At 62.4% G+C, this 16,856-nt stretch carries 6 protein-coding genes; 4 read left to right on the top strand and 2 right to left on the bottom strand.

Annotation, left to right across the window (positions count from 1 at the left end; genetic code table 11):
• The 3 genes from KIS77_22590 to KIS77_22580 are packed head-to-tail and all read left to right on the top strand — an operon-like array spanning window position 1 to window position 2,823.
• A complete protein-coding gene (locus KIS77_22590) occupies window positions 1-750 on the top strand; it encodes an ATP-binding cassette domain-containing protein (protein MCW5925122.1) in 750 nt (249 codons plus the stop codon).
• 8 nt (window positions 751-758) lie between these two features.
• Window positions 759-1,760: an MCE family protein gene (locus KIS77_22585; protein ID MCW5925121.1), complete on the top strand. Its 1,002-nt coding sequence runs from the start codon at window positions 759-761 to the stop codon at window positions 1,758-1,760.
• A 43-nt stretch (window positions 1,761-1,803) separates the two neighbouring features.
• A complete protein-coding gene (locus KIS77_22580) occupies window positions 1,804-2,823 on the top strand; it encodes a glucosaminidase domain-containing protein (GenBank protein ID MCW5925120.1) in 1,020 nt (339 codons plus the stop codon).
• A gap of 41 nt (window positions 2,824-2,864) precedes the next feature.
• Here KIS77_22580 and KIS77_22575 read toward each other — a convergent pair whose 3' ends face one another.
• Together KIS77_22575 and KIS77_22570 are read right to left on the bottom strand one after the other, a co-directional pair.
• Window positions 2,865-4,895 (bottom strand): dehydrogenase, encoded by a 2,031-nt coding sequence (locus KIS77_22575; protein MCW5925119.1) that lies wholly within the window; start codon window positions 4,893-4,895, stop codon window positions 2,865-2,867.
• Between the two features lie 125 nt (window positions 4,896-5,020).
• Window positions 5,021-5,263, bottom strand: coding sequence for a hypothetical protein (locus tag KIS77_22570; GenBank protein ID MCW5925118.1), 243 nt, complete (start codon window positions 5,261-5,263; stop codon window positions 5,021-5,023).
• Between the two features lie 632 nt (window positions 5,264-5,895).
• On the opposite strand from KIS77_22570, the gene KIS77_22565 reads away from it, so the two are divergent.
• Entirely contained in the window at window positions 5,896-16,728 is a 10,833-nt protein-coding gene (locus KIS77_22565) for an HYR domain-containing protein (protein MCW5925117.1), read from the top strand.
• Window positions 16,729-16,856 lie beyond the last annotated feature (128 nt).

The raw sequence follows: 16,856 nt of genomic DNA, 5'->3' as shown, positions 1-16,856 counted from the left end.
ATGGCACGCAACTCAGACAACAAGGAAATGGTGATAACCATCGAGGGGCTTTGCAAATCGTTTGGAGCCAACATGGTTTTGGACGATTTCAACCTATCCTTGCATCGGGGCGAAAGTCTGGTCGTGTTGGGCAAGTCGGGTTCTGGCAAATCGGTACTGATAAAATGTATTATCGGCCTGATTCGACCCGACCGGGGCATCATCAGGGTGCTGGGTCAAAACGTGCTCACTCTCAGTCACGATGCCTTGGATGAAATTCGGGTTAGAGTGGGATTTTTGTTTCAAAGCAATGCGCTCTACGATTCCATGACCGTGCGGGAAAATCTTGAGTTCCCGCTGCGTCGTCATTCGTTCAATCTGACTCAATCTGCCGCGAACGATATGGTGATGGAGGCACTGCGCAACGTTGGCCTCGAACACACGGTGGATATGATGCCGGCAGAGCTGTCTGGCGGCATGCGCAAACGCATCGCATTGGCACGCACACTCATCCTGAAACCCGAGATTATTTTGTACGATGAACCAACCACCGGCCTCGACCCTATCACAGCCTTGGAAATCATTTCGCTGATGAAAGCCATTCATGAAAAATACCAAACGTCTTCCATCATTATCACGCACGACATGAAATGCGTGAGCCTCACAGCAGACCGCGTGGCCATGCTCATCGACGGGCGATGTTATGCGGAGGGGACTTACGACGAATTGAAAATGGCTCAGGATGAGAAAATCAAGCAGTTTTTCCAGTAATTTGCCTTATGCAAAAACACACCGCTAACTCCGTCAAGCTGGGAGTATTCGTCCTCACTGGCATTTTTTTGCTCGTCCTCACGCTCTACATTTTGGGCAAGAACAAGGGGATGTTTGGTGCCAGCTTCGACCTGAAAACACATTTCAGAGCTGTCAATGGATTGGTGAAGGGCAACAATGTGCGCTTTTCTGGCATTGACATAGGCAGCGTGAAAAACATTGTGTTTGTCAACGACACCGTCATCGAGGTCACGATGAGCATTGAGCGGAAAATGAAGAGCATCATTCGCTCCAACGCCGTGGCGAGCCTTGGCACCGATGGGCTGATTGGCAACCGAGTGGTGAACATCGCGCCAGCGCGCGGAGAGGCCCCGCTCATCAAGGAAGGAGACCTATTGCCCTCCAAAGACGAAATCAACACCGACGAAATGCTCCAGACCCTGCGCCGCACCAACGACAACGTGGCCGTTATTGCCGAAGAGCTGCGCAGCACCATCCACCGCATCAACACCAGTGCGCAATTGACCGAGCTGCTCGAAGACCGCACCATGTCAGCCAACTTAAAAGCCTCGTTTGCTCATCTGCACGAAGCCACCGAAAAAGCCTCAGCCCTAATGACCGACGCATCTGCCACGCTAACCCTCGCTTCTCAGGGCAAGGGCACCTTGGCCACCATCCTGACCGATACTACCCTGTCGCAAGAGATTCGCCAAGTCGTTCAAAAAATAAAACAAGTGGAAGAAAGTGCCGACCGCCTCGCCAACGACCTGAATCAAGTGGTGGTTTCGGTGGACAAAGACTACAACACCGGACAGGGCACCGTGAACGCTTTGATGAAAGACTCCTTGATGGCTGCTCAACTGCGCCAAACGATTGACAACGTGGAGAAAGGCACGGAAGCATTCAGTCAAAACATGGAGGCGCTAAAGCACAATTTCCTTTTCAAGCGCTATTTCAAAAAAATAGAAAAAGAGGAAAAGAAAAAGGCGGTCCAAAAGAAACCGCAATAGCCCTTGAGCTAATCCTCGTCCGGCTTATCAACCCGCTGCAATCATGAAATCACTATCCTGCACCGTCGCTTTGGTTCTTTTTTCGTGGCACTTGTTTTGTCAAGTCGAGGGCGTTCCGAGCAACGCCTCGCTTCCCACCGAAAACCAAGCTTTTCTCGGGTACATCAGCCGTTTCCAATCCATTGCTATCGAGGAAATGCACCGCACGGGCATCCCTGCCAGCATCAAACTGGCCCAGGCCATCTTGGAAAGCGGAGGCGGGCAGAGCGAGTTGGCACTACAAGCCAACAACCATTTTGGCATCAAGTGTGGCCTCAATTGGGGGGGGCGTACCTACCAAAAACAAGACGACGACAAAGACGCGGCGGGCAATCCCATCCTTTCCTGCTTTCGCAAATACAACAGGCCGGAAGAGAGCTTCTATGACCACAGTGAGTTCATCTGCGACCCCTCCAAGTACGCTCGATACGGCTTTCTTTTTCTCCTCGACCAAACCGACTATGTATCGTGGGCGCGAGGTCTGGAATCGGCAGGCTACGCCAGCGGAGCAGGTTACGCCGACAGACTACTCAACCTCATAGGTCGCTACGCGCTGCATCAATACGATGCCCCCCCAATTTCCCTGCGCGATTCGACACGCACTGATGTGGCAAGTCGCGTCGGGCGAACCAACCGTGTCAAAGTCGTATTTTCAAAGGCCAACGAACGATTGGATGACATTGCCATGAGGTTTGATTTGAGCGTGGAGCAATTGGTCGAATACAATGACCATCGCCTCGCCCCCGGCACCCCCTTGAACCCCAACACCCGGGTCTTTATTCAGGAAAAACGCAAAAAGTGGCGCGGCCAGCTTGCCTACCACATTGTGCAAGAAGGACAAACAATGTTTGAACTGTCGCAACGCTATGGCATCAAACTTTCCACCCTGCTCGAACGGAATGGTCTGAAACCGGGACAAGAGCCTGCCATTGGAGAGCCTGTGCGCCTGCGCGGTCGCCCGCTCTTTGGCAAAATAGCTGTGCTGAGGCTGCGTGGCACGGAGTCTGGCATCAATAGCCCGTGATGCAGATATGAACGCTCCCACATCATTCGCCAGCCACGGCATCAATACCCCACCAACCGCCTCAACTGCTCCTTCATTCTTTCCACCGGGAAAAAATGTTGTTCCAGCGGAATAGCGAACGGCACGGGCGTGTCCAGACTGGCCGCCCGAATCACCGGCGCATCCAAGAATTCAAAGAGATGCTCCGAAATCCACGCCGCGATTTCGCCGCCAATACCGCCAAACAAAGTGTCCTCGTGCAGTATCAGCACCCGATTCGTGCGTTTCACTGAGTCAGTAATCGCCTCGTAGTCGAGCGGCACGAGTGAGCGTAAATCCACGATATCGGCATCCAGCCCCATTTCGTTTGCCACCTGTTGCGCCCAGCGAACCCCAAGGCCATAAGTGATGATGCTCACCTGCTCGCCCCTGCGCACCTGCCGCGCCTTGCCAATTTCCACCGTGTAGAAGCCCTCCGGCACCATGCCGCTTTCCGAGCGATACAGCGCCTTGTGTTCAAAAAACATCACCGGGTTGGGGTCCTCAAAAGAAGCGAGCAACAAGCCTTTCGCGTCGTGCGGGGTCGAGGGATACACCACTTTCAAACCCGGCACATGGGTGAACCACGCCTCGTTCGACTGCGAGTGGAAAGGCCCCGCCCCCGTGCCGCCGCCCGTCGGCATTCGGATGACCACATCAGCGTGTTGTCCCCAGCGCCAGTGCAGCTTTGCGAGGTTGTTGACAATCTGGTTGAACCCACAAGTCACAAAATCGGCGAATTGCATCTCCACCATACTCTTGAAACCGCCCAAACTCAGGCCCAGCCCAATGCCGACGATAGCACTTTCACAGAGCGGTGTGTTGCGCACGCGGTCTCTACCAAACGTCTCCACAAAACCCTGCGTGATTTTGAACACACCACCATAATCCGCAATATCCTGTCCCATTAAAATCAGGTTGGGGTGACGCTGCATCGCTTCGCGCAAGCCGTCGGACAGCGCATCAATGAATCGTGCCTCCTTGCCAACATTGCTGGCAGCGACTGACTTAGGGGCCTCTTTGTAAACATCCGCCAATTCCTCCTCCCTGTCTGGCACAGGCTCCGGCTCGGCAAACATGACATCCACAGCCGCCCGAATTTCCTTTCTATACCCGTCTTTCAATGACTTGATGTGTCCTTCGTTCAAAACACCTTCTTCCAGAAGCCATTTCTCGTAATTTTCAATCGGGTCCTTTTTAGCCCACTCATCCATCAGCTCCTTCGGAACGTACTTGGTGCCGCTCGCTTCCTCGTGACCGCGCATCCGAAAAGTGCGACATTCGAGCAACACAGGTTCGGGGTTTTTGCGCATCTCCTCCGCCAGTTGCCGGATAGTCGAATATACCTCTATTATGTTGTTGCCATCAATGCTCACCCCGCGCATCCCATATCCAACGGCGCGGTCCACAAGACTTTCGCAGGCGTACTGTTCCGAAGGCCGAGTGCTTAGGCCATACCCGTTGTTTTCAATCAAAAAAATGACCGGGAGCTTCCAAACGGAAGCCACGTTGAGCGCCTCATGAAATTCGCCTTGACTTGTGGCACCCTCACCTGTAAAAGCCAACGATATGCGGCCCTCCTTCCTCAACTTGTGCGCCATCGCCACACCCGCCGCCAGCGAAAGTTGAGGCCCGAGGTGCGAAATCATGCCTACGATGTGGTGTTCCATCGCACCAAAATGAAAAGAACGGTCACGCCCTTTGGTGTAGCCGAGGCGCTTGCCCTGCCATTGGCAAAACAAACGGTCGAGCGGCATATCTCTCGCCGTGAACACGCCCAAGTTGCGGTGCATGGTGAAAATGGTCTCATCAGGCAAGAGCGCGCAAGCAGCACCAACCGAAATCGCCTCCTGCCCGATGCCACTAAACCATTTTGATATCCGCCCCTGCCGAAGCAGGTTGAGCATCTTTTCCTCGATGAGACGCGGTTTTACCAGTTGTTCATAAAGATGAAGCAAAGTCGCTTGTGACAGATTACCTTTGGAAAAAGACAGAGGCTCACTAGATTTGTTGGGCCGATGGGAGGTTTTGCGACGGGTGTGAGAGGTGCTCATGGCTGCGGTTTTATTTTATCAGGCTTAGTAGCGTTTTTCGACGAAGGCAGGGAAATGCCTTACCTTTCGGCATAATGTTTGGTGAAAATGCAAAGGCGTGCAATGATTTTTGGAAATCAAATTCATCAAGGAACAACCGCCAAAAAGAGGTCGCAAAAATCCGAAAACTCTTCAAAATCAGCCGTTCCCAAATTGCCTTCAAATTTTTTTTCAACTTTACATGAGCAGGCTTGGTAATAACAAACATGGTTATCTACATTTGCCTTGCCATTTGTGGCAAATTTTTTAATCGCGTGTTTTAATCCCGTAGTCTCGTGAGCGAAGTTTGTCGGACAGTTCCTGCGTCCGGCGTTTATTTCAGGAAACATCTTTCCTGATTTCTTCTCTCCACACATCACATTCCCTTTCCCGATTTGGCGAGCGCAACGCTCTCTAAGTGCTGCTGCGTATGCCTTGCAACCATTGTTTTTCGTGGTGGTAGTGGATGGCTATTTTGCTTCTACTTAACTCACCACCACATTCAGCATATAGTCGAGTCGTCAGTCATATTGGTCGGCTCTTCGAGGTTCAATTGAGTCAGATTTGATGCAAGCCCATGCGGCAATCAAAGTCTGGCTTTCGGTTTTTTCGACATTAAAACATTATTTTTTAAAAGCCGACAGAATATTTTCACTCGCTTCGGCGAGGCGGCTTAATCAACCAAATTTATTTTCTCATGAGAAAAGACTACACTCTTAACAAGATTTCCGCTACTGCCTTGCGGTGTTGTCTTTGTTGGTTATTGCTACCAACAGGACTGGCCTTGTTGCCATTCTCCGAAGCACACGCTAAGTTTTCGGATTATTCATCTGGGAACCCAGCCGCTTTTTCTTCGGGAAACAACGGCTCATATGCGGGAAATGGTGCTACAATCAATGCTCCGAAAGCATCGGATGGCATCGGCACAAGCTCTTGCATTACCATCAATTGCCCATCGTCAGTTACAATCAATACGAGTAACATGGGCACACTTGGCGACTGCGCGGGTCAGTTCGAATGGAACCACCCAATACCATCTTCGACATGCGGAGTCGTATCCTACTTAGTATCGTACCAGAACCCGGACGGGACGTACGACGGTCCTTACGACCTGTACCAGGTATACAGCGGGGGGATGTTCTCGTACGCGTCGCGGGACTTCGAGGTTGGGGAGTCCCTGGTTCGGTACTCGGTGGAGGACGGCAGCGGTGGCGTGGCGAAGTGCGAGTTCAAGGTTGTGGTGGTTGACGACGAGGCGCCGTATTTTTACGCGTGCCCCGGGGACGTGACGGTCTCGAACGACCCCGGGAAGTGCGGGGCGTACGTGAGCTGGGTCGTTCCCCACGCGGGCGACAACTGCGGTGTCGAGCGCATCAACCGCGTACAGGGCCCGGCACCGGGGAGTTTTTTGCTGATAGGGGGCAGTTACACGATAAGGTACAACGCGATAGACTATGAGGGCTACGTCACGCCGTGCGAGTGGAAGGTGACGGTGGCCGACCGGGAGCGTCCGGACATCGAGTGCCCGATGGGCCCGGTGTACCTCCCGACGAACGAGGGCTGCGCGCACCGGGTTCGTGGCAGCGACCTGAACGCGACGGCGACGGACAACTGCCAGGGGACGGTTCGTCTGGAGCACAGTTACGGGGTTCACTACCTTGAGGACAACCTGTACGACGCGGTGTTCGACCTGGGGATAACGAAGGTGACGTGGGTTGCGTCGGACTACGCCGGGAACACGTCGAGCTGCACGGTGACGCTGGTGGTGGTGGACAAGGAGGACCCGTCGGTGCAGTCGTGCCCGCCGAGCGTGACGCTTCCGAGCGACGCCGGGGATTGCGGGGCGGTTCACGCCTACGAGGCGCTGTTCTCGGACAACTGCGACGGGACGGGTCTGGCCGGCGCGCTGATAGAGGGTCTTCCCTCGGGCTCGCTGTTCCCGGTGGGGACGACGACGGTGGTGTGGCGGTACGTCGACGCGGCGGGCAACGACTTCGCGGAGTGTCTGTTCGCGGTGACGGTGGAGGACGTCGAGTACCCGACGATAGCGTGCCCGACGCCCATCGTGGTTGGGATAGACGGGAGCGTGAGCGGGGGCCTTGGGGGCTCCCCCCTGGCGAGCCCGGCGCTGGTCGCCAGCGGCCCGTGCGGGGTGACGCTTCGTTACGAGGCGCCGGTGGGGGAGGACAACTGCCCGAACGCGCTGACGGTGCTTCAGAGCGGCCTTGGGGGCGGCCCGAGCCACTACGCGTACGGTGGGATATACACGGAGACGTACAACGTTTACGACGCGAGCGGGAACGTGGCGACGTGCTCGTTCACGATACTGGTGGAGGACCCCGTCGAGCCGACGATAACCTGCTCGGAGAGCGTGACGGTGCCGACGGACCTTGGCGCTTGCCACGCGACGGTGAATTACTCGTACCCGTACCACGGGGACAACTGCCCGGGGTACTCGCTGACGCAGCTGGCGGGGCCGAACAGCGGCTCGGCGTTCCCGGTCGGGGGCCCGGTGACGGTTCGGTTCCGGGTGACGGACGACGCGGGCAACTCGGCGGAGTGCGAGTTCGCGGTGACGGTGGAGGACCGGGAGCGCCCGTTCATCGGGCAGTGCCCGCCGCCGGTCGTCTCGGCCACGTCGAGCGACGGGTCGGGGGACTGCCTCGGGGCGGTCCCGGACATGACGGGCGCCCTTTTGGCGACGGACAACTGCGGGGTGACTGGGGTGACGCAGTCGCCGCTGGCCGGCGCGTCCTTCGGCGGGTCGCACGGGTCGAAGCAGTCGGTGACGTTCGTGGTCACGGACGCGGCCGGGAACACCAGTTCCTGCCAGTCGAAGGTGACGCTCGCGGACGACGAGCCGCCGTCGGTTGACTGCTCTGGCCTGACGGCGACGCTTTACGCGACGCCGGGCTTTTGCGGTCACAAGGTGGTCCCCGGGGACGCGGTGAACCCGTCGTTCGCGGACAACTGCGGTGGGGCGAAGCGCCGGCACGACTTTTTGATGGCGCCGCACCTGTTCACGCTGGAGGGCGGGGTCCTTCCGGTGGGTCTGACGACGGTGTGGTGGGCGGTCACTGACGCCGCCGGGAACACGACGGGCTGCGCGGCGACGTACGAGGTGCTGGACACGGTGCCGCCGGTGTTTTTGAACTGCCCGGAGTCTGACGTGACGCTGTCGAGCGACCCCGGGAAGTGCGGGGCGTCGGTGTGGTGGCTGTCGCCGGTGGCGACGGACGACTGCGGCGCGACGGTGACGCGTGCGGGCGGCCCTGCGCCGGGCTCGTACCTCGAGGTTGACGAGCCTTACCTGATAGTCTACGAGGCCACGGACGCGAGCGGGAACGTCTCGACGTGCTCGTGGACGATAACGATACGGGACCGGGAGCGGCCGGACATCGAGTGCCCGCTGGGTCTTCAGGTGGTCGGGACGAACGACGGGTGCTCGCACCGGGTGTTCGGGGACTACCTGGACGCGACGGCGACGGACAACTGCCAGGCGACGGTCCGGCTGGGGCACTCCTACGGGACGCACTACCTGGACAACACGCTGTACGACGCGGTGTTCGATTTGGGGATAACGAAGGTGACGTGGACGGCGACGGACCATCACGGCAACACGGCGACGTGCGTGGTGAAGATAGTGGTGGTGGACGACGTCCCGCCGACGGTGAGGCTGTGCCCCGACGTCATCGAGGCTGACAGCGACCCGGGCGTATGCGGCGCGGAGGTTCACTACACGGTTCGTTTCCGCGACAACTGCGACAGCGACGAGCGGGCGTCGGAGGAGATGTACCTGAACCAGGGGCTGGAGTCCGGCTCGGTGTTCCCGGTGGGGACGACGGTGGTGGTCTGGCGGTACTACGACGCGGCGGGCAACGGCTTCGCCGAGTGCCTGTTCGAGGTGAGGGTGAGCGACGTGGAGGACCCGACGATAGCGTGCCCGACGGACATCGTGGTCGGGATTGACGGGAGCCTGAGCGGCGGTGTCGGCGGGGTCCCGCCGGCGAGCCCGGCGCTCGTCGCCAGCGGCCCCTGCGGCGTGACCCTTCGGTACACCCCGCCGGCGGGGGCGGACAACTGCCCCAACCCGCTGACGGTTCTGACCAGCGGCCTTGGCCACGGGCCGAACTACTACGGGTACGGCGGCGTGTACACCGAGGCGTACAAGGTGACGGACGCGAGCGGCAACACGGCGGCGTGCTCGTTCACGGTGACGGTGCTCGACCCGGTCGAGCCGACCATCACCTGCCCGTCGAACACGACGGTCGACAACAACGCCGGGCTGTGCGGCGCCTACGTGACCTACTCGTTCCCGTATTTTGGGGACAACTGCCCGGGCTACTCGCTGACCCTTCTGGAGGGGCCGAACAGCGGGGATCTCTTCGACGTCGGCGTCACGACGGTGGCGTTCGAGGTGAGCGACGACGCGGGCAACGCCGTGGCGTGCTCCTTCACCGTGACGGTGCTCGACGTGGAGAAGCCCGTCATCGCGACCTGCCCCGCCGACCGCGCGGTGCCGACCTCGTCGAACGGCGAGGGCGACTGCACGGGCTTGGTGCCCGACCTCGTCCCGGAGGTGGTGGCCGCCGACAACTGCGGCATCGCCGGCATCGCCCAAAGCCCGGCGGCCGGCACTTCTTTCGGCGCGGCGCACGGCGACAAGATATTCGTGACGATTGTCGTGACCGACATTTATGGCAACGTCGAGACCTGCAAGGTCAAGCTCACGCTGGTTGACGACGAAAACCCGACGATAGACTGCTCCGCCATCCCGACGCAGCTGGACAACACGCCGCAGTACTGCCACTACTTCGTGGCGGGCCTTGAGCTGAGCCCGGCCCACGACGACAACTGCGGCCCGGTCGTCCTGACCAACAGCCTGACGGGCAACCACACGCTCGGGGGCACGCCGCTCCCGGTCGGCTCGACGACGGTCGATTGGAAGGCGACGGACGCCGCCGGCAACATGGCGTCCTGCTCGGTGACCTACGTGGTGACCGACTCGGAGCCGCCGGTGGCGATGTGCCAGGGCGCCCAGATAGACGTGGTGCTCGACGGCGACGGGCTCGCGCAGCTGACGGTGGCGGGCGTGAACAACGACAGCTGGGACAACTGCGGCCCGCTGTCGCGCAAGGAGATCAGCCGCGGCGGCGCGTTCGGGCAGTTTGTCTACTTCTCCTGCGCCGACATATTCGCCCTCAACGGGCTGCTCGACGTGATACTGGAAGTGGAGGACCAACACGGCAACATCGCCCGCTGCACGACGCAGGTGGCGGTGCTCGACCTGACCCCCCCGGTCATCACCTGCCCCAACGGGGTGGAGACGGTGACGGACCCGGGCGTCTGCACGGCCATCGTCAACGGCATCGGCCTCCAGTACGCGTACGACAACTGCCCGGTGACGATAGCGTACGAGATATCCGGGGCGACCACAAAATCCGGCACCGGCGACGCCTCGGGCACGGTGTTCAACAAGGGCGTCTCCGTGGTGACGTACACAGTGGTGGACGAGAGCGGCAATTCCGCAGTTTGCTCCTTCGACGTGGAGGTGTACGACGAGGAGGCCCCGATCGTCGACTGCTCGAACATCGCCAACCTGGTTCGCCCGAACAACCCCGACCAGTGCTCCTACACGGTCGTCGGCATCGAGTTCGACCCGGCCTCGTTCTCCGACAACTGCCCCGGCGCGACGATTAAGAACAGCCACAACAGCTCGCCGAGCCTCGCCGGCGCCGAGTTCCCCGTCGGCACGACCACCGTCATCTGGACGGTGACCGACGCGAGCGGCAACACCGCGACCTGCTCGAGCAAAGTGAAAATCGAGGACGCGCAACTGCCGACCATCACCTGCCCGACGGCGGGCGCGACGGCGTTCGTGAACGACCCCGGGCAGTGCTCGAGAACGATTTTGAGCGGCATCCTCGACCCGGCGTTCGCTGACAACTGCCCCGGCGCGAGGATATCGCACGGCTACGTGACCGCGCCCAACCCGTGGACGCTCGCCGGGGCGACCTTCCCGGTCGGCAACACGGAAGTCTCCTGGACGGTGACGGACAAGGCCGGCAACACGGCCTCCTGCTCGATCGTCGTGTCGGTGACCGACGCCGAGGCGCCCAAGTTCGCCAACTGCCCGGTCTCGATGGTGATGGTGGGCAACGACGTCGACAAGTGCTCGGCGAAGCTCAACTGGTCCATCCCGGTGGCGACGGACAACTGCGGCATATCGTCCGTGGCCCAGACGGGCGGCCCGGCGAACGGCTCCGACGTTCCGGTGTCGCCCTCCCCGCTGACGGTGACGTACACGGCGACGGACGTGCACGGCAACACGGCGGCCTGCTCGTTCCAGGTGCTGGTGGTCGACACCCAGAAGCCGGAGTTCGACGCGGACATCACGATGCCCGCGGACATCACGGTGGAGTGCGACGCGATCCCGACGAGCTGCGTGTTCAAGGGCAACGGCCCGGGGCTGATATGCGCGCCGCTGGACAACGGCGACGTGAGCGACAACTGCACGGCGCCCGGGGACCTGGTCATAGGGTTCACCGAGACCAGCACGAAGTGCGCCGACCCCGCGCAGTGCTGCTTCTACAGCTACTCCATCACGCGGACGTGGACGGTGACGGACGCTGCGGGCAACGCGCGCGTGCACACGCAGGTCATCACGGTGGTCGACACCACCCCGCCGGTGGCCAAGTGCAAGAACGTCACGGCGACGCTAGACAAGTTCGGGGTCGCGACCGTCACGGGCGCGGGCATCAACGACGGCTCGACGGACAACTGCGCCGCGCCGCAACACCTGACGTATCAGGCCGTCCCGGGCACGCTCGGGTGCAACGACCTTGGGCCGAACGACGTGACGCTGGTCGTCACCGACCCGTGCGGCAACAGCGGGACGTGCACGGCCGTGGTGACGGTTGTCGAGGGCATCGGCAAGTGCGTCCCGGAGTACGACCTTGCGAGGTCGGTGAAGTGCGAGTGCCTGAACAACGCCACGACGCTCGACAACGGGCAGTTCCGGGAGGTCGTTCAGATATGGGCGCTGGCGGGGCAGACCTGGACGCTGACGGCGAACCAGGGGCTGTACTCGCCGAACAGCCCGGCGCCCCCCGCCTCCCCGGTGCCCCTTCCGGTGGGCACCGTCCTGGTGATGGGCAGCGCCGACGGCCTGGACAACAACGGCAACGGGGCGGTCGACGAGGCCGACGAGATGGTGTACTACACGCTTCGCGGCGTTCACGTCGACGGCGTGGGGTACACGATCACGGTGAAGAACGCGCAGGGCCAGTCCCTGACGATATCTAGCAAGTGCTACTACCCGACGCCGGTGTTCCTGAACCTCGACGACCCGTTCTGCCTGAGCACGCCGCCGTTCCAGATACAGGTGGGCGAGAACTACGGCGCCTCCGGCACGGTGACGTCGATCACGGTGAACGGGGTGGCGACGGGGACGTTCAACGCCGCGTCGCTGGGCATCGGCTCGCACAAGGTGGCGGCGACGTTCGACGCGGGGACGGCCACGCCGTTCATCCGGGTGAACGGCCAGGCGGTGAGCGGCAGCGAGTCGGCGGCGCTCGCCGACCCCGGCTGCCAGCAGATGATAATGAAGTTCGTGCAGGTGGTGGGCACGCCGGCCAGCGTGGTGTGCAACGACCTGCTGCACGTGTCGCTGGGCCCGGACTGCGTCAAGGCGCTGAGCCCGGACGACGTGCTGGAGGGCAGCTACTTCTGCTACGACGACTACAAGGTCGAGCTGGACAAGGTGCCGCCGTACGGCAACGGGCCGTGGGTGCCCGCCGTGCTGAACGCCGACGACATCGGCAAGACGTACGCCTACCGGGTGGTGCACCTGCTTGGCGGCAACGTGTGCTGGGGCAGCGTGAAGGTGGAGGACAAGCTCCCGCCGGCGGTGGCGTGCCCTGCGGACGTGTCGATACTGTGCACCCAGGACGAGGACAACCTGTCGCTGACGGGGGTGCCGACGTGGCAGGACTGCTCGGCGGCGAGCGCGTCGCGCCAGGACGACTACGTCCAGTACTCGTGCTCCGAGAACCCCGCGGTGCTGACGCGGGTGCTTCGGACGTGGGTGGTTACGGACGCGTGGGGGAACTCCTCGACGTGCCTCCAGGTCATAGACAAGCTTCGCGGCAAGGTATCCCAGGTGACGTTCCCGGCGGACGCCGAGTACGCCTGCGACGCCCTTCCGTCGAGCCTGGCCCCGGCGGTGACGGGCTGGCCGCGCGTCGGCGGCACGCCGATCACGACGGACGGCAGCGGCGCCTGCGGGCTGTCGGTGAGCTACACCGACGAGCAGGCGGCGGTGTGCCCCGGCTCTTACAAGATAATCAGGACGTGGAAGATAACGGACTGGTGCACGGGCGGGGCGCCGGAGAGCGTGACGCACGTGCAGTACGTCAAGGTGCTGGACGCGCCGCCGACGATAGACTTCTCGAACTTCGCGTACGACGCGGCGCACGGGTGGTACGTGATACCGGCGGCGAGCCAGCACAACGGGCAGTGCGTGGCCTCGGGCCCGCTGCCGCTGGCCGTCATAGACGGTGTGTGCAACGCGGTGACGCAGGTTAAGATCACCACGCCGGTCGGCGTGGTGCAGAACGGCGGTCTGATACCGGCGCCCGGGCTTGGCGTGGGGCAGCACAAGATAAAGTACTTCGTGGAGGACCAGTGCGGGAACATCACGGAGCGGACGATCACGGTGAGCGTGGAGGACGTGGCTCCGCCGTCGGTGGCGTGCACGCAGTTCACGCAGGTGGCGCTGGGCGCCTCGGGCAAGTCGCTGGTGAACGCCTCGACGTTCGACCAGGGGACGTGGGACAACTGCTGCCTGGACCGTTTCGAGGTCAGGCGGATGAGCGGCGCGTGCGACGGCTCGCCGGACGACTTCGGGCCGACGGTGGAGTTCTGCTGCTCGGACGTCGGGGACACGGTGACGGTGGTGTTCCGGGCGTGGGACTGCAACAAGAACCACAACGACTGCATGGTTCGGGTGCTGGTGGAGGACAAGATCAAGCCGGTGTGCGACGCGCCGGCGAGCGTGACGGTGTCGTGCGAGTCGTTCGACCCGAGCCTATGGGCGTACGGCTTCGCCACGGGCGCCGACAACTGCTGCCTGGACACGGTGACGGAGGCGCGGAACCTGTCGCTGTTCGACACGCTGTGCAACCGGGGGACGATCACGCGGACGTTCCGGGCGCTGGACTGCGCGGGCAACTCCGCGCAGTGCACGCAGCGGGTGACGGTGACGTACGAGCAGGACTACTGGGTGAGGTTCCCCAACGACGTCATCGTGACGCAGTGCGACGGGACGGGCAACTACGGCGCGCCGACGTTCGCCGGCGCCCAGGACTGCGAGCTGCTGGGCGTGTCGTTCGAGGATCAGGTGTTCACGGTGGTTCCGGACGCGTGCTTCAAGATAGAGCGGACGTGGACCATCATCAACTGGTGCACCTACAACCCGAACGGGGGGTGCGTGACGGTGCCGAACCCGGAGCCGAACGCGACGGCGAACTCGCCGCAGAACCTGACGGGCCCGACGGTTTCGCCGTGCGGCACGCCCGCCCCGTGGGCGCCGACGAGCGTGGCCATCGCCCCCGGCCAGGCGCCGACGAACTTCTGCACGTTCTGGTCCGCGACGGCGAACTGCTACCGGTACAAGCAGATCATCAAGATAATAGACAACCAGAAGCCCGTCTTCGCCTCGTGCCCGGCCTCCCCGGTTGAGTACTGCGACCTGTCGGCGAACGACCCGCTGCTGTGGAACCAGTCGTACTGGTGGGACGGGGTGTCGCACGACCTTTGCGAGGGCGACGCGCCGCTGAGCGTGACGGCGACGGACTCGTGCTCCGGCTCGAACGTGAGCGTCACGTTCCTGCTGTTCCTCGACCTTGACGGCGACGGGACGATGGAGACGGTGGTGTCGAGCAACAACCCGCCGGCCCCCGGCACGGTGAGCTACAACAACCTGAACACGCCGAACTACGCTGGCGGCACGCCGCGGGTGTTCGACGGCCGGCCGGTGCCGGCCGCGCAGACATACCGGTGGGCGGTGCACCAGTCGGTGTCTGGGACGAGCCGGACGGCGTCGGTGCAGTGGAAGACGCAGGCGCAGCTGCCGACGCCGGCCAACCCGCTGGGGCTGCCGGGCGTGGCCCCGCAGCTGCCCCACGGGACGCACAAGATAAAGTGGACGGTGAGCGACGGCTGCGGCAACGAGGAGACGTGCGAGTACACGTTCGTGGTGAGGGACTGCAAGGCCCCGACGGTGGTGTGCCTGCACGGGCTGTCGGCGAACATCATGCCGACGGGCATGCTCACGCTGTGGGCGTCCGACTTTTTGCAGTACGGCGAGGACAACTGCGCGCCGTCGAGCCTGTTGAGGTACGGCGTCCGCAAGGCCGGCCAGGGCACGGGCTTCCCGGTCGACGCGCAGGGCAACCCCGTCACGTCGGTGACGTTCACCTGCGCGGAGCTGGGCGAGCAGGCGGTGGAGCTGTGGGCGCAGGATCTGGCGGGCAACGCCGACTTCTGCCTGACGTACCTCGACGTGCAGGACAACGCGGGCAACTGCGTCCCGGGCGACAAGGCGACGGTGGCCGGCTGGCTGAAGACGGAGTCCGGCGCCGGGTTGGAGGACGCCTCGGTGCAGCTGGTGTCCGGCGCGTCGTCGCAGGCGTCGTCGAGCGACGCGCAGGGCGCGTACGCCTTCCCCAAGGCGGTCCCGCTGGGCGGCAGCTACACGGTGACGCCGACGAAGGACGACAACCCGCTCAACGGGGTGTCGACGTACGACCTGGTGCTCATCTCGCGGCACATCCTGGGCCTCGAGCCCCTGAGCAGCCCGTACAGGATGATAGCGGCGGACGCGAACAAGTCGGGCTCCATCACGACGTTCGACATCGTGGAGCTGCGCAAGCTGATACTGGGGCTGTACGACGAGCTGCCGAACAACACCTCCTGGAGGTTCGTGGACAAGTCGTTCGCGTTCCCCAACCCTGACAACCCCTTCCAGACGCAGTTCCCCGAGACGGTGTCCGCCGCCGACGTGCAGGGGCACCACCTGTCGGACGACTTCGTGGCGGTGAAGGTGGGCGACGTGAACGGCACGGCCATACCGAGCTCGCTGCACGCGGGCGACGACCGGTCGTCGGGCGCGCTGCTGTTCGACGTGGACGACCGCGAGTTGCGCGCGGGCGAGCTGGCGACCGTGACGTTCCGCGCCGCCGAGCGCGCGCAGGGCTGGCAGTTCACGCTGGGCCTGTCGGGCCTCGAGGTGGCCTCCATCGAGGAGGGCGAGCGGGTGAGGGCGTCGAACTTCGGCGTGTTCGCCGGCGCGCTGACCACGTCTGTTGACCTGCGCGAGCCCGAGGCGGGCGAGTTCTCGGTGACGTTCCGCGCCGCGAGGGCCGGCCGCCTGAGCGAGATGCTGGGCGTGTCGAGCCGCATCACGCGGGCGGAGGCCTACTCGCCGTCGGGCGACCGCATGGGGGTGGCGCTGCGCTTCCACGGCGCGGGCGGCCCCACCGTCGCCGGCGTCGGCTTCGAGCTGTACCAGAACCAGCCCAACCCGTTCGTGAACAAGACGGTCATCGGCTTCCACCTGCCGGAGGCAACGGACGCCACGCTGACGGTGTTCGACGAGAGCGGCCGCCTGCTGTTCACCCAGAAAGGCTCGTTCGCCAAGGGCCACAACGCCATCGCCGTCGACCGCGCCCTGCTGGGCCCCGGCGGCCTGATGTACTACAGGCTCGAGACCGCGACCGACTCGGAGACGAGGAAGATGATCCAGGCGAGGTAAGCGCCCGCAGGGGCGACGCTCCCGCAAAGGCGCCGCTTCCCGTCGGAACAACTCAAGCGCCCCGCCCGAGCATTCGGGCGGGGCGCCTTCGTTGGGGGAGGAGGGGCAGGGCAAACGCATCAAAACCG

It is taken from the genome of Saprospiraceae bacterium, from assembly GCA_026129545.1.
Taxonomy (GTDB): Bacteria; Bacteroidota; Bacteroidia; order Chitinophagales; family Saprospiraceae; genus M3007.
Note: the sequence above shows the minus strand (reverse complement) of the source record. Positions and strands in the feature narration are given on the sequence as shown.